Source organism: Thermodesulfobacteriota bacterium (assembly GCA_025062045.1).
Taxonomy (GTDB): Bacteria; Desulfobacterota; Syntrophorhabdia; order Syntrophorhabdales; family JANXAF01; genus JANXAF01.
In genome coordinates, this window is the sequence record JANXAF010000001.1 from 237,994 (window position 1) to 255,851 (window position 17,858).

Sequence of the window (17,858 nt, forward strand, 5' to 3'; positions counted from 1 at the left end):
GTCAGTGTAAAGTGGTGAGATGACTTTTTTCTTTTGGGCGAAAATTTTGTGATATTATATGGCTACATGGAACTTGAGATTCTCCTTATCCTTGTTTTAATAGTCCTAAACGGCATATTTTCCGCAGGTGAGATATCGACTATCTCCGTCCAAAAAAGCAAACTCAAATCAATGGTAAAAGAAAAGAAGGACAAAGCTGCGGAGATGGTCCTTAACACTAGGGAAAATCCAGAAAAATTTTTGTCTTCCGTGCAAATTGGGATAACACTATTTGGGACTTTGGCATCCTCGCTTTCTGGTATTATTGCTGTTGAAAGACTCAAACCCTTCCTCAAACCTTACTTTGGAGCTTTTTCTGAGTCAGTTTCGCTTGCCATCGCAGTGATTTTCATGACCTATCTCTTTTTAGTATTTGGGGAGCTTGTTCCAAAATCTATAGCTCTAAGTTACAGAGAGAGGGTCGCAAAAAAGACGGTCCCTTTTATCCTCTTTACATCAAAGCTCTTCTTCTTTTTTGTCGCTCTTTTGAGCCTTTCCACAAAGGCAGTGCTTAAACTTTTCCACATCAAAAATACAGACGATAGCATAAGCGAAGGAGAGATAAAGCTTATGATCGAAGAGAGCAGGCGAAAGGGGGTTATAGACAAAACCGAGGAAGAGATCTTTCACGGTGTTTTCAAATTTGCAAAAAAGTCGGTAAAGGAGATAATGGTTCCCAAGCCAAGGGTTTACAGTGTTGACTTAAAAAGTTCTCCGGATGAGATTCTAAACTACATAGTGGAAAACGAATTTTCCCGTTACCCCGTATATCAAGACGACAAAGACAATATAGTTGGGGTTGTTTACTATAAAGACATAATGAGGGAAGTTCAAAAAACCGGTACCTTCCATCTCGAAAAGATAATGAAAAAACCGTACTTCGTTCCAGATACCATGGAGATAAGCAAGCTTTTCAAGGAAATGCAGAGAAGGCACATCCACATGGCCATAGTCGTCAACGAGTATGGGATAAACGTGGGGATAGTCTCACTAGAGGATATCATGGAGGAGATCTTCGGAGAGATAATGGACGAGACGGATGTGGAAGAGGACATAGAGAGGTTGAAAAACGGCTCCTACATGGTTGATGGTTCAACCGCAATAGAAGATATAAACGAAGCGCTAAAACTGGACCTGCCCGAATCGCCAGACTATGAAACTGTGGGAGGTTTTATATTAAAAAGCCTCGGAGAGATACCGAAGGGGGGAGAGGTCCTTTTACACGGGAAATTTAAACTTACAGTGCTAGGCACTGATGGAAGGCGAATTTTAAAAGTCAAGATAGAACCGATCGAATGAGGCCTTTAACTTTAGTTATTCTTCCAAGCTTTCTGGGAAAAGAGGCCAAAGATGACGATTTACCTCTAAATAGAGATGCCTTCCAGGATGTCAAAATTGTAAGTCGGGCCAACCCTTTGGAGAAAATTTTAAAAGAGATAAGGACCGATTACTTTTTTGTGGCCTACGAGGGAGAAAAAGTTGAGATCTCTGAGTATGGGATCTCAGAACTATTAAAGAAGATTGAACTCAAAGATGCAGGCATTGTTTATTCTGATTACATTTGCGAAAAAAAGAGATTCCAATTAAACGACTACCTTCTCGGAAGTTGTCGAGATGATTTCGATTTTGGAAGTCTTATGGTTTTTTCAACGGAGAAGGTAAGGGCCGTCCTTAAAAAGTACGGAAATTTAAGTTACGAAAAGTATGGCGCATTTTACGATCTAAGACTCAAGCTATCGATCGATTATCCCATAGTTAGAGTTGCAAAACCCCTCTACGAGGTGAAAGCGAAAAGATTGAGATCTCCAAAAGAGGCCATCTTTTTCTATGTCGACCCTGAGAACCTTAATTACCAACTGGAGATGGAGAAAATCTTTACGCGTTATTTAAAAAAGATAGGGGCTTACATCCCGCATGAGAGACTAAAAACTGTTGAGGATACCCAGTGGCAGGGGCCTTACTTAGCCACCGTTGTAATACCTGTGAAGAACAGGGAAAAGACAATATTAGAGGCCCTAAAAAGCGCTTTGGCGCAAAAGACTGACTTTCCGTTTAACATAATCGTAGTCGATAACCACTCTACCGATAGAACAGGAGAAATCGTAGACGAGTTTTCGAAAAGACACAAAAACATCACAAGGATCGTTCCCACATCTTTGCGCCTAAAAATTGGAGGGTGCTGGAATGAGGCAATAAACCATCCTCTATGTGGAAAGTATGCGATACAACTTGACTCGGACGACCTCTACGACCGATCTGACACTCTTCAGGTTCTCGTAGATAATTTAAGAAAGGGAAAGTATGCCATGGTTGTGGGATCCTATAGGACAGTAGACGAGGAACTACGGGAGATTCCACCTTATATCGTAGATCACAAAGAATGGACAGAGACCAACGGACACAATAATCTTCTCAGGGTTGGCGGTATTGGAGCGCCGAGGGCATTTGTGACGCGTATTCTCAGGAAATTCAAGTTTAAAAATCTCTCTTACGGTGAAGACTACGCCATGGCCCTTCGGATATCCAGGGAGTACAGAATCGGTAGGATCTATGAACCTTTATACATGGCAAGAAGGTGGGCAGGCAATACGGATTCGAACATAGATCACGAAGGACTGAGGGTTCTTTTAAGCATAAAAGACAAAATAAGGACACATGAACTAGAAGAGAGGATAAAAATGTGTAGGTCCGATCCTAAGATCTCTGATCAGAAGTAGGTATCGCTTTCTCCATCCTTTTTATCATGTCTTTGATCTTTTTCGCTCCTTCGTTCGTGAACTTTTGATCCTTGTAAACCACCATCTCTATTTCCCTTACAATTTGAAGAGCATGTGTCCTTATTTTTGGCTCCTTTATTCTTTCGGCCATATGTTCAAGCCCTTCATTAGTTTTTCTCGTGTAGCCAAGTTTTTTCAGTTTTTTTGTAAGATACAGGACAAGTCTTTTTTCTTTCGGTATTCTTAATATTGAAATCACATTCAGCGTTACAAATATGGAGGCCAGACCAAAAAGTGCAGTAATTAGAACAAAAATAAAGTCTTTTTTCTTTAAATCCAAAAAGACGCGCCTTATCAGGCTCGATTCGACTGTATTTAGTAGGTTTATCTGCTTCTCCAAGTCGTAGTTAATGAAAAACACAAGCCAATAATAATTTACTAAATCAAGAATCATAAAGGCCCTACTGAGAATTAAGGGATCATCTTTTGAAGCGACATTTGAACTTGGTGATGGGGTTGGATCGTATCTTACCCAACCTACCCCACTCACATATGCTTCAACCCAGCTATGGGCATCTCTGTTTCTCACTAAGTAGTACTTTCCTATCTCGCTATACTCCCCACCTTTGAATCCAACAACAATTCTCGATGGAACACCAACAACCCGTAGCATAATTGCAAAAGCCGATGCAAAAAACTCGCAATTTCCTTTTTTCTTTTCGAATAGGAATCTTTCAATTGCATCTTCTCCAACTGGTAAATCATCCAATGAGTAGGAATACTCACCGGACGTAAGGAAGTTATAGATTTTTTCTATCTTTTCTCGATCTGAGCTAAGACCCATACAAAGATCCTTTGCAACCGCTCTTATCTTAGGAGAAAGCCCGTAAGGAAGCTGCAAATAATCCTTCAGATTCTTGGTATCATCCTTTATTACCGGTGTCAGCTCAGAGAGCACTTCATATCGTATCTTTTCGCCTCTGAAATCCAAAAGTGCAAAGGAGTAATCATCTTTCCCTTTGGCCTCTTTTGAGATGAGAGCGACAGGTTTGTCTAAGGCAAATATATAAGGGGGTTCTCCATCAATAAAGATAGTCTGCTTGAGAAGTCTTCCTCCCTGATAAAGGTCGTACTTGTCTTTAGAGATCCTTCTTTTGACCCAGTTTTTTCCATCAAAATGATCAAGCACTAGACCTCTCCAATAAAGATACTCGTCCTCTAACTTTTCCATTTTTACACGGAATACAATTGATTGATCTTCTTGTATCCTTTCATAAGTACCTAAGGCTATATGCTCCTTTATCCCTGTTTTTGCTCTGTATCTGGCATCGAGAAAGGAAAAGAGCGGATACTCAGTTCTCGGGAGAACAAAAAAGAGTCCAAAACCCATAGCGATGGAAAGAGTAAAGATGAGAAAAGAGAAGAAAAAAAATGTCTTGAATTCTCTTAAAGGAATAGGGACTTTTGCCGTCTCTCTGCTTAAAGTTAAAAGTAAAACGGATGTGCTTAAAAGGAAAAACAGAATGAACATCTGGAATAAAAAACCTAGGTCAATTGCGAAGAGGGCTTTAGAGGAAAAAAGAAGGAGAGTAAGAACGTATATCTGCAGATAGTCCCTGAATCTTTTATTCTCTAGAAATTTTATGGCTGTAAGCAGAATCAAAGCGTTTACACCTTGATCGAGAACATTTTCGATATTAACTGACATAATCGAAAAGAAAAGGACCGATATCGAAAGAACGTTGAGTAGGAGGCGTGGGGGATAAAGCCTTTTCATATCGAAGTAATAAGAGGCCATAACGAGAGATGATGAAAGAAAAAGATATTTGGTTCTTACGTGATTTGAGACATTAAACAACGTCAAAAAAAAGGCAAGATACGTAAGGACTTTTACAACTTTATCCGGTGCCACCTCTTTAAGTTTGTCCATAAAGTGCGAGTTCCTTCAACATGGTCAAAGTTGAGTCCCTCGCATAACTGGGATCATAAATTCTTCCGTTTATCTTTAGACCAACCGGTCTATTATTTCTTCTCCCCTCCACTATTTCGTATGCGACTGCCTTTAGTCTTTCCTCTATGTCCTCTATAGGTACTCTATCAAAATCGATAATAATTGGATGGTTATGGCTCGAAGCAACATTTTTGATTTTGAGTTGACCGGTCTTTGCCGATGCTTTCCAATGGACAAGTTTTATAGGATCACCGTGAACATAGTCCCGAAGGGATAGAATTTCATCGTCAAAACCGTACGGGCTCTGATATTTTGGGTCCTTTGAGTCCCTTCCTTCTGAACTAGAGCCTATGTCAGCCTTTTTCGGCTCGGGAAAGACTAGAAATTCTTTAACTTTTCCTATAGGCTTATACCTTGTGAAGAAGTTAAACGGGAATACCGACGAAAGATAAATTGGGTGCAATCTATTGAGTCCTCTTTTTTCGCATAGGTATGTGAATTCTTTTGTTTTTGTACTATTTCTTTCGATTATCGGAAACAGAATCTCTTTATCGCCTACATGAATTCTAAGAAGTAGGCTTGCGAGAAAACGTTTCTTGTTCATCACGGTTAGCCTTACGAAGAACGGTGTTTTAGCAAAGATTTCATCGGGAGTTTCAATCTTGATTTCGATTTTTTCTAGGTTTCTTTTTCCAAAAAAACCAGAAACTCCCATAAAGCCTAGAAGTGTGGCATCGATCAAGTATAGGAAGTTATTTCCGGTGTTAATGGCAACTATACCTACTAGAATCGTAAAAAGTATGTAAAAAAGTCCAAAAGTCGTTATTTTGATTAAAGGGGTAGCGGGATCTCGGCGAGTAGCGATTTTATAAACTCCTTTCTGTTTATTCCCTCATATCTCTCTTTGAATATTAGTCTGTGGGGAATTACGTACTCGGCGAGCTCGCAAATGTCTTCTGGAATGACAAAGTCCCTTCCATGAAAGAAGGCGTTGGCCTTCGCAGTCTGAACGATTGTCAGGGCCCCTCTAGTGGATAGACCAACCTTTATGAATTCATGGTTTCTTGTGGCTTTTACGATCCTTAAAACATATTCCAGAATCTTTTCAGAGACGTAAATCCCTTTTTCGATTTCTTCTTGGATTGCGTAAACCTCATCTTCACTGATAGTAGGTTCGATACTTAAAAGCTCCTCCCTTTTTCCCCCAACTCTTAAGATCTCCTTTTCGCTTCTTTCATCTGGATAACCTATTGACAATCTCACGGTAAACCTGTCTAGCTGTGAGTCGGGAAGTGGAAAAGTCCCGAACTGTTCAATGGGATTCTGTGTGGCTATTACACAGAATAGCCTGGGAAGTCTGTGGGTTTTTCCATCCACGGTAACTTGGCGCTCCTCCATTGCCTCAAGTAGAGCACTTTGCGTTTTTGGCGGAGCCCTGTTTATCTCGTCACATAGAACAATATTGTTAAATATGGGACCTGGGTGGAACGTGAATGACCCTAAATTCTTCTCATATACAGAAACTCCGGTTATGTCGGTTGGTAAAAGATCGCTTGTGCACTGGATCCTTCCGAAACTTAATCCGAGACACTTGGCAATGGCTATGGCAAGTGTAGTCTTTCCAAGCCCTGGAAGGTCCTCTATGAGTAAGTGACCCTTGGAAAAAAAGGTAAGAAGTGCAAGTCGAAGAGCCTTCTCCTTTCCGTGGATGTAAAAGGAGAGGCTCTTTATGATCCTTTCAATTGTTACGTTCACTCGCGGTTTATTATAGCACAGAGGGCAAATCTCTTCGAATTAAAGTCCCAGAGTTTAATTTTAGGAACTCATTTGTAGAGCTTGACTCTTAAAAGCGAAAAAGACGAACTCGACTTACAATGGAAAATGGCAAGTTTTTTAGATTCGAAAGTCCCATATTTGCTTTTTTCAAAAAAGGCGGCTAAATTACTCAAAGATCGATGAGTCAAAAGATCCCAAAAACTATCTTTGTAGTCCTATTTTTCTTTTTTTCATCTATTTTCACTTACGCCCAAGACTACGATTCAGAACTCTCAAAGGCAAAAAAGGAGGATAAACCGGTCATACTTTACTTTTACAGCCGGTACTGTCCTATCTGTGACCTTATGGAGAGAAACGTTATACTAGACAAGACGGTAAAGAAGATCCTTGACAGAGACGTCGTCTTCGTTTGGGTGGATGGGGAAAAGAGGAAAGATCTTGTAAAAGCCCACGGAGTGTGGGGATTTCCGACCGTTCTTTTGCTCGAACCGGAAGGAAAGAGAATAGCTATTTTGCCGGGTTACGTGCATAAAGAGATATTTTTGAAAGTCTTAAACTACCTCAAAGGCAAACATTATAAAAAAATACCGCTTAAGGAATACTTGGCAAAAAAGGGATGATCGATGCTCTTTACTCTTTTTTTGCTGGTCTTTTGACTTTTTTTTCCCCTTGTGTCTTTCCCCTTTTACCTTCTTATCTCGTATTTATTGGCGCAATAAGTCTAGATGATCGATCTTCTGAGTTCATAAAAGGAAAAAAATCGATTTATCACACCTTAGCTTTTATTGCCGGGTTTTCCTTCGTATTCGTATCTTTGGGGCTTGCAGGTAGCGCCATCGGTAACTTCCTTCTTGCTTACAAAGAGTATCTAATCCTTACCGGCGGGTTAATCCTTGTAATCTTTGGCTTTTACACGTTAGGGCTTTTAAAAGTTCCTTTTCTTTCACGTTACCTAGTTTTGGATATGAAGCACAAGCCTCATGGAATCCTTGGCTCGTTTGCCGTGGGAATTACATTTACACTGGGATGGACGCCTTGCTTGGGACCTGCGGTCTCTTCCGTTCTTATTTTGGCGATGACAAGCGGCAGTACACTAAAAGCCGTTTTCTTTCTAGCCTTGTACAGTTTAGGTTTAGGAATTCCGTTTTTTATCTCTTCTTTTATTTTGGAGAGACTTCTCGCCTACTTTTCAAGATTGGCAAAGTTTACGAGATACTCGAGGTTCATTCTCGGGGTTCTCATCTTAACAATAGGTGCTACACTGCTTTTGGGGATCTACCGCCCCTTTATTCCGAGACCCTAATGAGTTGGGTGGCTTTCCTTACAAATATGACCCTCTGTAACACGGTTATATGGGACAGAATTGCAAGTATAATCACAATGTATTCGACTAAACCGAAAATCAGTCCAAAAATGAGGAGAATGGTCCTTTCAGGTCTTTCGAGAATTCCTGTGTTGCATGTGAGACCTTCGGCCTGTGCACGGGCTTTAGCGTATGGAATTATCGCAATGCCAATGCTCGCAACTATTGTGGCCACAACTGATGAAATCTCCCCGCCTCTGAGAAAATGTATTCCTATTCCCGAAATGACAAGAAGATCGGTGTAGCGGTCAAGCACAGAATCAAGAAACCCACCAAAGACCGTGACCTTTCTTGTATTCCTTGCCAAGGCACCGTCAAGAAGATCGAAGTAGCCCGATACAATTAAGAAGATCCCGCCGATCTTGAGGTAATCAAATACTATTGAAAGGAATGAGAAAAGACCGAGCAAAAAACCGAATAGAGTAATAATCGTAGGGTTTATGTGTTTTCCTAAAAAGAAAATACGGAAAATTTTAATGACGTAGGGGTCGAGAGAGTGGCCAATTTTCGCACTCAGCAAAAGTGTCTATCTCTCCCTTTCTCCTCTTATAAACTCCTCAACCATTTGTTTAGCTACGCTGTCCGGATACTGCTTTATCGGATGTTTCATCGTGTATGCAGAAATAGACTCCAACACTCCCCCTACCTTTCTGTCCCTCGCTACTTTACAACATCTTATGGCGTCTATTATACAGCCCGCGCTATTAGGAGAGTCCTCAACAGACAGTCTGAGTTCTAGACTGACTGGCACATCCCCGAATATCCTGCCCTCCATTCTTATAAAGCAGACTTTATTATCCAACTGCCAAGGGACGTAATCGGAAGGACCGATGTGGATATTTTCCTCGGGAAGAGGAATATCGAGTTGGGATTGAACAGATTCAGTCTTGGAAATCTTTTTCGATTTTAGCCTTTCCCTATTTAGCATGTTGAGGAAGTCAGTGTTACCTCCTGTGTTGAGCTGGTAAGTCCTGTCTATCTTTACTCCCCTGTCAGAGAAGAGTTTCATTAGCGTTCTATGAATAATCGTTGCTCCGATCTGTGACTTCACATCGTCTCCCACTATTGGGATATTCTTTTCCTCAAACCTTTTAGCCCAGGTCTCATCGGATGCTATAAAGACTGGCATACAGTTTATGAAGCTGACCCCCGTTTTCAAACAGCACTCGGCATAAAATGTCGTAGCCTCTTCCGATCCTACAGGAAGGTAGTTGATAAGTATCTCTACCTCTTTTTCCAAAAGAACCTTCTCAACATCCACGGGCTTTTCATCAGCCACAACAAAAGTTCTGTGGGGAGGATAGTCCTTCATATGTGGAGAAACACCATCGAGTACAGGTCCCATCATGACGATGGTGTCATATTCTGGAATATCCCTCGTGATAACCCTAGTACAGTTTGGCGGCGCAAATATGGCTTCGTGAAGAGGCTTTCCGACCTTTCTTGCGTCCACATCAAAGGCCGCAACAACCCTTATGTGTTTTGGTTCGTAACCGCAAATGCTGTAGTGCATAAGTCCTATCGGCTCATTTTGCGGGTTGGAATAGTAATGTATACCTTGGATAAGGGAACTGGCACAGTTACCGACACCAACTATTGCGACCCTTATCTCTCCCATTTTTCACTCCTGATAGGATACGGTTTTTTAAATCATTTACAACGAAAAGTCAAAAATATGCTTAATCGACGACTCTGAATTTTCTTATCCCTTCTTCATATAGGTCTCGCCCGTAAATATCATTTATTACGACAAGGGGCATCTCTTTAACCTCGAATACATAAATCGCCTCGGGCCCTAAGTCTTCAAAAGCAACGAGCTTTGATGTAACCACACTTTTTGAAAGTAAAGCACCCGCCCCACCTAACGCGGCAAAGTACACAGCCTTGTAGTGAACTATCGCTTTTTTAACTTCTTCAGATCTTTTCCCCTTGCCTATCATACCTTTAAGGCCCCGCGCAAGAAGCATCGGCGTGTAAGTGTCCATCCTGGAGCTCGTCGTTGGTCCGCAAGATCCTATCACTTTTCCAGGTGGCGTAGGGGTCGGTCCGCAATAGTATACAACTTGTCCTGAAAGATCGACTGGTAACTCTTCTCCTCTACTTATGAGCTGAGCGAACCGTGCGTGTGCCGCATCTCGCGCTGTAAATATCTTTCCACTGAGATATACCCTGTCTCCTGCGTGGAGATCACTTACTATTTCGTCCGTAAGTGGTGTCTCTATCATCTTTTTTTCTGCCATTTTTGTCTCCCTTTGGGCTATATGATCCTTTCCCTTACTCTGTGGGCATGGCATTGTATTGCAACTGCCACAGGTAACGATGCGATGTGACAAGGCATGGCTTTAATATGGACATCTAAGGCTGTAACTCTTCCTCCATACCCTTGAGGTCCAATTCCAAGCTTATTTATCTCATTTAGGATTTCAATTTCGAGCTTGGCTAAATAGTTATCGGGGTTTCTCACTTTATAAGGCACAAAAAGGGCCTCTTTGGCTAGAAGAGCGGCCATCTCAAGATTGCCGCCAATGCCTATTCCAACAATTAAAGGAGGACAGGGATTAGGCCCCCCTTTCCTCACCATTTCGAGAACAAAGGCCTTGATTCCTTCTGCGCCCTGTGCTGGGGTGAGGACTCTAGCCTCGCTGTAATTTTCACTACCTCCTCCCTTCGGTAAAACGAGTATCCTTATTCTGTCTCCGGGTACTATTTTTTCGTGGATTATTGCAGGAGTGTTATCTCCGGTATTTTTTCTCGTAATAGGATCGCACGTAGAACTCCTAAGATAACCTTTTTTATAGGCCCTTCTCACTCCTTCGTTGATTGCATCCTCAAGATTGCCGCCAACGAGGTGGACATCCTGTCCTATCTCCAAAAAAACACATGCAAGTCCCGTATCCTGGCATATGGGGATTCCCTCTATTTCTGCAATCTCCGCATTTTTAAGCAAAGATTCTATGACCTCTTTGCCTATCTCCGACTCTTCGTTCATAATCGCATCTCTGAGTGCCAGTATGTGTTCGGAAGAAAGTTTCAGGTTTGCCTCTATAAAGAGGTTCTCAAGGGTTTCTGTAATAAGACTGACATCCACCTCTCTCATTCTCACTCCTCGTATATCTTTATAATTCCTTTTTCCATTAAAACTTCGACCTCTTCCCTTGCTCTTTTTATCTTCTCCTCCGCCATTTTGTAAAGCTCATTCTCCGAGAATGAGAGCTTTGCCACCTTCTGCTCAATAGCCTTCTTTGCCACGGCTACCGCCACTCTCGGAAATACTTCCCATTCCTCCATAGTGGGCAAAAGATAATCTTCGTGGATACCTTTGTCCTCTGCACATTTTGCAAGCTCATATGCCGCGGCTATGCACATTTCGTCCGTTATCGTTCTCGCTCTCACATCAAGAGCACCTCGGAATACGGCCGGAAACCCCAAAGAGTTGTTAACTTGGTTGGGAAAGTCGCTTCTACCCGTTGCAACTATCCTTGCACCTGCTTCTTTAGCATCCCATGGCCACATCTCTGGTATTGGGTTTGCGCATAAAAAGGCAATAGCGTTGTCAGCCATCTTACTTATCCAAGACTTTTGAATTACGTCTGGACCAGGAGTGGAAAGGGCAATAAGAACATCCTGTCCGACGAGGGCCTCCTCTATTCCACCATCCCTATTTTCTGCATTTGTTATCTTTGAAAATTCCAACTTCTCTTTGTGGGCCGTTTTTATATCGTCCCTTTTTCTATTCAGAATCCCTTTACTATCGACTATTATCATTTTTTGTGGATTTACACCGGCCTTTAATAGTATCTTTGCTATACACACGTTAGCGGCACCAAAGCCAACAAGGGTTATCTTTACATCCTCTAGCCTTTTTTTTACGATTTTGAGTGCGTTTATGAGCCCTGCAAGCGTGACTAGAGCCGTCCCCTGTTGATCATCGTGCCAGACAGGAATAGGGGACTCTTCTCTTAGCTTCTCAAGTATGTAAAAGCATTTGGGATTTTCTATATCCTCTAAGTTTATTCCGCCAAAGGCCGGGCTAACAAGTTTTACAGTTCTTATAAACTCTTCGGGATCTTTGGTATCGAGACATAAAGGGAAGGCATCTACACCACCGAGGTACTTAAAGAGGATCGCTTTTCCCTCCATAACAGGTAACGCGGCAAGTGGACCAATATCTCCCAGACCCAGTACCCTTGTACCGTCGCTAATCACAGCCACGGTATTTCCCTTGTTTGTATGCTCAAATACCTTGTCAGGGTCTTTAGAGATCTCTTTGCAAGGTTCTGCAACTCCAGGTGTGTACCATATGGCGAAATCCTTAAGACTACGGATAGCACACTTGGGCACAACTTCCAACTTTCCTTTATATACCGGATGGAGCCTTAGGGCATCCCTTGCCGGTTTTTTTGCCTTTTCCAAGAGTTCTTCTTTGGTGAATTTAGCTTCCATATGCTTCCTCCTTAAGAAATTGTACACATAATGCGGAAAAAGTAAAAGAAATTTTTTTCGTCCTACCTAAGTCCAACTTTTAGAATATCTTTTCTTTTCTGAAGGCTAAATACTTTTTTTCTATGAGATTAAGGGGCTTTTTTAGGAGGGAAAAATTTTGACCGAAGGTGTACAGCACATCACTCAATCCGACCTTCTTTGCATCCTCGTGCATCGCTGCTAAATGGTAATAAAGGGCGCCTTTCTCTTCAAATTCCTTTATGAGTTCGCTTACAGTTTTCTTTTTGATCTTCGATTGTGATTCTGCCATTTTTCGGACGTAATCCGGAAAGATTCCGCATAAGAATAGGATTGTGTCTGCTATCCTTCTAAGTAACGGAAACCTCTTTTCCTCCTCGAGGAAGTTCAATTCTTCCTCTAAAGCCTCAACATCTAATCCGCTCTGTTTGAACTTGTAGACCTTTTTTTTGACTATTAGGTAAAGTACAAAGGACTTTACTTTAGAAAAGGAGGCGAGAAGGACCGCAAGGTAGTCGCGTATTTCTTTCCTGTCTAAAATCCCGGAGAGGACGTCTGTATCGAACACATATACGCTGTACATTCCGTGTTTCTCCAAAGTGTAACTCTCCCATCTGAGTTCCCTGTGTGCCCTTTTGATCAAGATCTTGAAGAACAAAAACGGCGAGATTCGGACAAAAGTCTCGTCTTCGTTCATAACCCTTCTAAAAAGGCTTTCATCCGCAAGTAACTCTTCCAGATTTTCTTCCTTTGCGACGTAATGCTCGGGTAAGGAGAGTGTTTCGGAAATGAACTTTAAATCTTTTTTATTTAGCTCCGGAACCCAGTTCCTCACAAAAAAAGATTACACCTATTTCTATGTTTCCTTCAACATCTCAAAGTAGAGTTCATACTCCTTATAAAGTTCTTCCTTCGGCTGTCCCGTATCTATGAAATCCCAAGGAAAGATTTCTTCCTTTTTCCTTCTTCGGGAGGTGTAAAAGAGCGGATTTATGGCACTTTCTACTATAATTTTCCTTAGGCTTTCGCCTTCGGCGAGTCTAGTTATTATGGAATTAACTCTTCTATCGCCTCTCGCAAAGACCCCTTGTATAAAGCTATACTTTACGGACTCATGGGTAAAGAAAGTCCCCCCGAGCTTGCCTAATTTCTTCTTTAACCACCTTATCTTCTCTTCTAATGAATCTACGGTTTCCATCTCAGCCCATTGGAGCGGGGTTTTCGCCTTTGGTACGAAAGGGCTTATGTGGACCGTAAGCTTACTTATGGATTTTTTAGGTGCCATCTTTTTTACCATGGTGTGCTTGACTCTCTTTACAAGATCAAAGATAGCCTCAATGTCCTCTTTCTTTTCTCCCGGAAGACCGATCATAAAGTAGAGTTTTAAGTTGAAATTTCCAATTTCCAGAATCTCTTCAACTCTTTTCAATATCTCTTCGTCGGAAAGAGGCTTTCCTAAGGCCTTCCTAAGACTGTATGATCCAGCCTCAAGTCCGAAAGTTAGGGTTTTTACGTCGTCCTTTATGTTCTCGATAACGTCTTTTGCTACTTTGTCGATTCGCAGAGAGGGTAGATGCACCTTCTTGCCCTGGGCTTTAAGTTGGGAAATCATCGATGAAAGATCAGGAAGAAAAGACAATCCCCCTCCTATTATTCCTATGTCTTTAAACTTTTGCTTACTAGCTAGAAGAGCTACATTTTTGTCAGCCCTGAATCTATACACGTTGCCCATGAGGCAGAACCTGCACCGGGATGGGCATCCGCGCGTACCTTCAATCATGTACATCTCTGCGAATTCAGTACTGTCAGATACTATTGCAGAATGAGCAAGGTCGACTCCTCGGTGGTATTTGACTTGAATTCTAAAACCATGGGGGGTGAAAGAATCAATCGTGCCATCTTTTGCATATTTAACGTCAAGGGATGACGGATTGTAAACCCATGGAAAGGACGAAAGCTCCTCTATAATTGTCTTTCTTTTTTTACCCCTCACTTTTAGGTAGAGATCCATAAATTCAACGATTGTGGCTTCCACATCTCCAAGGATAAAGAGATCGAAAAAATCGCTTACAGGCTCAGGATTCGCAATAATTGTGATGCCTCCTCCGACGATTATCGGTTCATCTTCTTTTCTCTCTTTCCTTCTCAAAGAGATCCCAGAATCCTTAAGGATTGATACGATGTTTATGTAGTTCAGTTCGTAAGAGATACTGAAAAAGAGTATTTCGAAAGAGTTAAGTTTCCGTTTGGTCTCGACCGAGAGAATATCTCCTTTTTTTTCGAAAAAAGCCCTTTCACATACAACCTCATCGAAATTGTTAAGGGTCTCATAAAGGGCATGTATTGCGAGGTTCGACATCCCAGTAAAATACGAATCCGGGTACACCACACATACTGGGACTTTTGCCCTCCATTTTTTTAAGATTAACCCACTCTCCTCCACTTCCAGTTCGATGAGTATCAGTCAGCCTGCTTTCTCATAAAAGTCGGTATATCGTAGGTTTCATCAGTAAAATCGGTAATCTTCGTTTTCTTTTTTATCTCCGGATAGTTTACCCTCACGTTTTTCCTAATAAAAGGGGGTAGATCGTCCTGGTTAAAGAGTACGGCATGCTTTATCTTTTCTTTCAGTTCGTCTTTTACTTGCATTTTCTCTTCAAATCCGGTGGCAATGACTGTTATTCTTATTCTGTCCTCCATACTATCATCGAAGACAAGACCCCAAATCACCTTTGCTTCTGGATGTGCCTGTTCCTGGATCATGGAAGAAGCTTCGTTTATTTCGTAGAGCGTCATGTCCTTGCTTCCAGTTATGTTTATAAGGACACCTCGGGCCCCATTAATCGATATGTCTTCTAGTAATGGACTGTAAATCGCTTTTTGAGCCGCTTCTTTTGCCCTGTTCTCCCCCTGCGCCTCTCCAACCCCCATAATTGCCATTCCCTTTTCTGACATTATGGTCCTTACATCTGCAAAATCCACAACTATATGTCCCGAACCTACTATGAGATCTGAGATGCTGCGTACTGCGTTCATGAGAACCTCATCGGCCTTATAGAAGGCCTGTATTATCGACATATGCTTTCCTCCTATGGCCATAAGCCTCTGATTCGGAATAGTTATAAGCGAATCAACCCTCTGTTTTAGCTCTATCACACCTTTTTCAGCCTGTTGCATTCTTATCTGTCCCTCAAATGCGAATGGCTTCGTCACTATTGCGACTGTAAGAGCGCCAAGCTCTTTGGCCACTTCCGCTATCACAGGAGAAGCCCCTGTCCCCGTACCTCCACCGAGACCGCAGGTTATAAAAATCATATCAGCACCTTTTAGATGCTCCGTGATTGTGTCTATGTCTTCAAGTGCCGCCTTCCTGCCGACTTCCGGGTCAGCACCAGCACCGAGTCCTCTCGTAAGTTTAGAGCCGATCTGGATCTTTATAGGGGCCTTACAGAGACTCAATGACTTAAGATCGGTATTTACAGCGATGAACTCTACCCCCTTGATTTTAGCCTCCACCATGTTGTTTAAGGCATTACAGCCTCCGCCTCCTACCCCAACTACTTTCAAATTCGCAGAGAAACCGTGACTCTCATCTAGATAAAAGGCCTTGCCCATTCTCTCTCCTCCTTTAAAATGTTTCTATAAACCATCTCTTCATTCGACTTAGGATGTTTTTCGTTTCCATGAGGTATCTTGGGCCACTCTTTCTTTTTTTGCCCTTTGATAAAAGCTGCCTATATCCGTAAAGTACAAGCCCAACTCCTGTGGAATAGATTGGATTATTTATCACATCCACGAGACCACCTACCCCCTGTGGATAGCCTATCCTCACTGGCATATCATTAAAGACGTTTTCAAAAAGCTCGGCGATCCCTTCCAGATTAGAAGTCCCACCTGTAAGGACAGCACCAGAGGCGAGTACTTTCTCGGTGCCTGATTTTTTAATCTCTTCGTAAATCATTCGACCTATTTCTTCCACTCTTGGTTCTATTATGTCGGCCAAGGTCTTCCTCATAAGAACTCTCGGTTTTCTTCCGCCCACACTTGGAACTTCAATCGTCTCATTAGTTCCCACAAGAGCTGAAAAAGCACAACCGTATTTTTTCTTTATCTTTTCAGCCTCTTCTAGGGGTGTTCTTAATCCTATCGCTATGTCGTTTGTTATGTTGCTCCCTCCAAATGGGATTATGGATGTGTAACGGATACTACCATTTGCGAATATGGCGATATCGCTAGTTCCCCCACCGATGTCTATTAGGGCTACTCCTATCTCCTTCTCCTCCGGACTCAAAGTTGCTTCCGATGATGCAAGTTGACCGAGAATTATATCTTCCACTTCCAGTCCTGCCACTCTCAAACATTTAAGTACATTCTGGACCGCTGACACACTTCCCGTTATGATATGTACTTTCACCTCCAACCTTACCCCTTGTATGCCTAGGGGGTCTTTTATTCCATCTTGATCGTCCACAATGTACTCTTGAGGAATCACGTGGAGGATCTGTCTGTCAGCCGGGATAGCTACTGCTTTTGCGGCATCTATAGCCCTCACTATGTCATCCTCTCGCACCTCCTTGTCTCTTATTGCAACAACCCCGTTGCTGTTGAAACTCTTTATGTGCGATCCACCTATCGATGCGACACAATGGGTTATTTTTATTCCGGCCATAAGTTCGGCTTCATGTACCGCTTTCTTAATCGAGTTTATGGTGCTGTCCATGTTGACTACAACCCCCTTCCTCAAACCGGATGATGGGTGGGAACCGATACCTACTATGTTGAGTTTTTCGTCTGAGACTTTGGATACAATGACGCATATCTTAGTTGTACCGATATCCACACCCACAATCACATCGTCTTCCCTAACCATCATCCCTCCCCTCTTTCCCGGATGATCGCCCCTTTTTCAAAACGAGCATCTATGCATTTTATAAGGACACCTCTTCTTTTCGCATCTTCCATGACTTTAAGCGCCTTCTTTAACCTTTTTTCAAAATCCTCTCGCCCTAGCAGAATCTCAACGCTATCTGTTGTTACAACCCGGACAGCTTTCCGAGAATAGACAAGTTCAGCTATAAAATCGGATTTTACGATGTTTTGGGCTACCCATCCCTTAAGAAGGATTAACCCTTCTTTTAAATTTTCCTCATTCTCCGCGTGTATTAGTGGAAGCTTGCTCTTTTCTCTGAGCATAAGATCCCTAAATGGTCTACCCTCCTCATCGACGATTTTTACGGTTCCGTCGGGTTTAGCCCAAAGCGCTGTGGGCGATTTTTCTCTTATCGCAATGTGTAAGTAGAAAGGATAAACCCTCTTCACTTTAACTTCCGCCACGTAAGGATGGGCCATAAGTGCTTTTCTTATGGTTTGGGTGTCAAGGTTTAGGATACTTTTACCCAATTTCGGAAGGACAAGCGAGATTATCTCTTCCTCCTTTATTTGGTCACATCCTGAGACCTTTATCCCTTTGAGCCTTAAGATAGGTTCCTCTTTGATAAACAATGTAAAGACCACAGGAAATGAGATTAGAGAAACCGCAATAAAAAACGAA

Annotated in this window: 17 protein-coding genes; 4 read left to right on the top strand and 13 right to left on the bottom strand. The window is 42.1% G+C overall.

The window, feature by feature from the left end; genetic code table 11:
• Nucleotides 1–66: 66 nt before the first annotated feature.
• Entirely contained in the window at nucleotides 67–1,338 is a 1,272-nt protein-coding gene (locus tag NZ583_01165; GenBank protein ID MCS7280228.1) for a hemolysin family protein, read from the top strand.
• Nucleotides 1,335–2,756 (top strand): glycosyltransferase, encoded by a 1,422-nt coding sequence (locus NZ583_01170; GenBank protein ID MCS7280229.1) that lies wholly within the window; start codon nucleotides 1,335–1,337, stop codon nucleotides 2,754–2,756. The genes NZ583_01165 and NZ583_01170 overlap by 4 nt, the downstream gene beginning before the upstream one ends.
• Here the strand turns inward: NZ583_01170 and NZ583_01175 are convergent.
• From NZ583_01175 to NZ583_01185, 3 genes are all read right to left on the bottom strand, one after another.
• On the bottom strand, nucleotides 2,734–4,686 hold the full coding sequence (locus tag NZ583_01175; GenBank protein ID MCS7280230.1) for a DUF3488 and transglutaminase-like domain-containing protein: 1,953 nt from the start codon (nucleotides 4,684–4,686) through the stop codon (nucleotides 2,734–2,736). The genes NZ583_01170 and NZ583_01175 overlap by 23 nt on opposite strands.
• Nucleotides 4,673–5,449, bottom strand: a complete 777-nt coding sequence (locus NZ583_01180; protein ID MCS7280231.1) for a DUF58 domain-containing protein — start codon at nucleotides 5,447–5,449, stop codon at nucleotides 4,673–4,675. Before NZ583_01180 ends, NZ583_01175 begins: the two co-directional genes overlap by 14 nt.
• An 89-nt stretch (nucleotides 5,450–5,538) precedes the next feature.
• Entirely contained in the window at nucleotides 5,539–6,462 is a 924-nt protein-coding gene (locus tag NZ583_01185; GenBank protein ID MCS7280232.1) for a MoxR family ATPase, read from the bottom strand.
• 200 nt (nucleotides 6,463–6,662) lie between these two features.
• Between NZ583_01185 and NZ583_01190 the strand changes: the two genes are divergently transcribed.
• Nucleotides 6,663–7,103, top strand: a complete 441-nt coding sequence (locus NZ583_01190; protein ID MCS7280233.1) for a thioredoxin family protein — start codon at nucleotides 6,663–6,665, stop codon at nucleotides 7,101–7,103.
• On the top strand, nucleotides 7,100–7,786 hold the full coding sequence (locus NZ583_01195; protein ID MCS7280234.1) for a cytochrome c biogenesis protein CcdA: 687 nt from the start codon (nucleotides 7,100–7,102) through the stop codon (nucleotides 7,784–7,786). Before NZ583_01190 ends, NZ583_01195 begins: the two co-directional genes overlap by 4 nt.
• On the opposite strand, the gene NZ583_01200 is transcribed toward NZ583_01195, so the two are convergent.
• From NZ583_01200 to NZ583_01245, 10 genes are all read right to left on the bottom strand, one after another.
• The gene (locus NZ583_01200; GenBank protein MCS7280235.1) at nucleotides 7,770–8,366 is read right to left on the bottom strand and encodes a CDP-alcohol phosphatidyltransferase family protein; all 597 of its coding nucleotides are present in this window, start codon (nucleotides 8,364–8,366) and stop codon (nucleotides 7,770–7,772) included. The two genes, NZ583_01195 and NZ583_01200, sit on opposite strands and share 17 nt — an antisense overlap.
• A 6-nt stretch (nucleotides 8,367–8,372) precedes the next feature.
• A complete protein-coding gene (locus NZ583_01205; GenBank protein ID MCS7280236.1) occupies nucleotides 8,373–9,464 on the bottom strand; it encodes an inositol-3-phosphate synthase in 1,092 nt (363 codons plus the stop codon).
• Between the two features lie 61 nt (nucleotides 9,465–9,525).
• Entirely contained in the window at nucleotides 9,526–10,086 is a 561-nt protein-coding gene (locus tag NZ583_01210) for a Fe-S-containing hydro-lyase (GenBank protein ID MCS7280237.1), read from the bottom strand.
• A 17-nt stretch (nucleotides 10,087–10,103) separates the two neighbouring features.
• Nucleotides 10,104–10,943 (bottom strand): fumarate hydratase, encoded by an 840-nt coding sequence (locus NZ583_01215; GenBank protein MCS7280238.1) that lies wholly within the window; start codon nucleotides 10,941–10,943, stop codon nucleotides 10,104–10,106.
• 2 nt (nucleotides 10,944–10,945) lie between these two features.
• A complete protein-coding gene (locus NZ583_01220) occupies nucleotides 10,946–12,289 on the bottom strand; it encodes an NADP-dependent malic enzyme (GenBank protein MCS7280239.1) in 1,344 nt (447 codons plus the stop codon).
• A 79-nt stretch (nucleotides 12,290–12,368) separates the two neighbouring features.
• Nucleotides 12,369–13,142 carry a hypothetical protein gene (locus NZ583_01225; protein MCS7280240.1) on the bottom strand — a complete coding sequence of 258 codons (774 nt, stop codon included), beginning with the start codon at nucleotides 13,140–13,142 and terminating at the stop codon, nucleotides 12,369–12,371.
• A gap of 21 nt (nucleotides 13,143–13,163) precedes the next feature.
• Nucleotides 13,164–14,666: a radical SAM protein gene (locus tag NZ583_01230; protein ID MCS7280241.1), complete on the bottom strand. Its 1,503-nt coding sequence runs from the start codon at nucleotides 14,664–14,666 to the stop codon at nucleotides 13,164–13,166.
• A gap of 101 nt (nucleotides 14,667–14,767) precedes the next feature.
• Nucleotides 14,768–15,922 (bottom strand): cell division protein FtsZ, encoded by a 1,155-nt coding sequence (gene ftsZ / locus NZ583_01235; protein ID MCS7280242.1) that lies wholly within the window; start codon nucleotides 15,920–15,922, stop codon nucleotides 14,768–14,770.
• Nucleotides 15,923–15,935: 13 nt separating this feature from the next.
• Nucleotides 15,936–17,180 carry a cell division protein FtsA gene (gene ftsA / locus NZ583_01240; protein ID MCS7280243.1) on the bottom strand — a complete coding sequence of 415 codons (1,245 nt, stop codon included), beginning with the start codon at nucleotides 17,178–17,180 and terminating at the stop codon, nucleotides 15,936–15,938.
• Nucleotides 17,177–17,821: an FtsQ-type POTRA domain-containing protein gene (locus NZ583_01245; GenBank protein ID MCS7280244.1), complete on the bottom strand. Its 645-nt coding sequence runs from the start codon at nucleotides 17,819–17,821 to the stop codon at nucleotides 17,177–17,179. The genes ftsA and NZ583_01245 overlap by 4 nt, the downstream gene beginning before the upstream one ends.
• Nucleotides 17,822–17,858 lie beyond the last annotated feature (37 nt).

What these genes read in the sequence shown, in the direction of transcription:
- NZ583_01230 (MCS7280241.1), bottom strand. Translation starts at nt 14,666, where the DNA reads ATGTCGAACCTCGCAATACATGCCCTTTATGAGACCCTTAACAATTTC.
- ftsZ (MCS7280242.1), bottom strand. Translation starts at nt 15,922, where the DNA reads ATGGGCAAGGCCTTTTATCTAGATGAGAGTCACGGTTTCTCTGCGAAT.
- NZ583_01165 (MCS7280228.1), top strand. Translation starts at nt 67, where the DNA reads ATGGAACTTGAGATTCTCCTTATCCTTGTTTTAATAGTCCTAAACGGC.
- ftsA (MCS7280243.1), bottom strand. Translation starts at nt 17,180, where the DNA reads ATGATGGTTAGGGAAGACGATGTGATTGTGGGTGTGGATATCGGTACA.
- NZ583_01175 (MCS7280230.1), bottom strand. Translation starts at nt 4,686, where the DNA reads ATGGACAAACTTAAAGAGGTGGCACCGGATAAAGTTGTAAAAGTCCTT.
- NZ583_01215 (MCS7280238.1), bottom strand. Translation starts at nt 10,943, where the DNA reads ATGAGAGAGGTGGATGTCAGTCTTATTACAGAAACCCTTGAGAACCTC.
- NZ583_01210 (MCS7280237.1), bottom strand. Translation starts at nt 10,086, where the DNA reads ATGGCAGAAAAAAAGATGATAGAGACACCACTTACGGACGAAATAGTA.
- NZ583_01170 (MCS7280229.1), top strand. Translation starts at nt 1,335, where the DNA reads ATGAGGCCTTTAACTTTAGTTATTCTTCCAAGCTTTCTGGGAAAAGAG.
- NZ583_01220 (MCS7280239.1), bottom strand. Translation starts at nt 12,289, where the DNA reads ATGGAAGCTAAATTCACCAAAGAAGAACTCTTGGAAAAGGCAAAAAAA.
- NZ583_01195 (MCS7280234.1), top strand. Translation starts at nt 7,100, where the DNA reads ATGATCGATGCTCTTTACTCTTTTTTTGCTGGTCTTTTGACTTTTTTT.
- NZ583_01205 (MCS7280236.1), bottom strand. Translation starts at nt 9,464, where the DNA reads ATGGGAGAGATAAGGGTCGCAATAGTTGGTGTCGGTAACTGTGCCAGT.
- NZ583_01190 (MCS7280233.1), top strand. Translation starts at nt 6,663, where the DNA reads ATGAGTCAAAAGATCCCAAAAACTATCTTTGTAGTCCTATTTTTCTTT.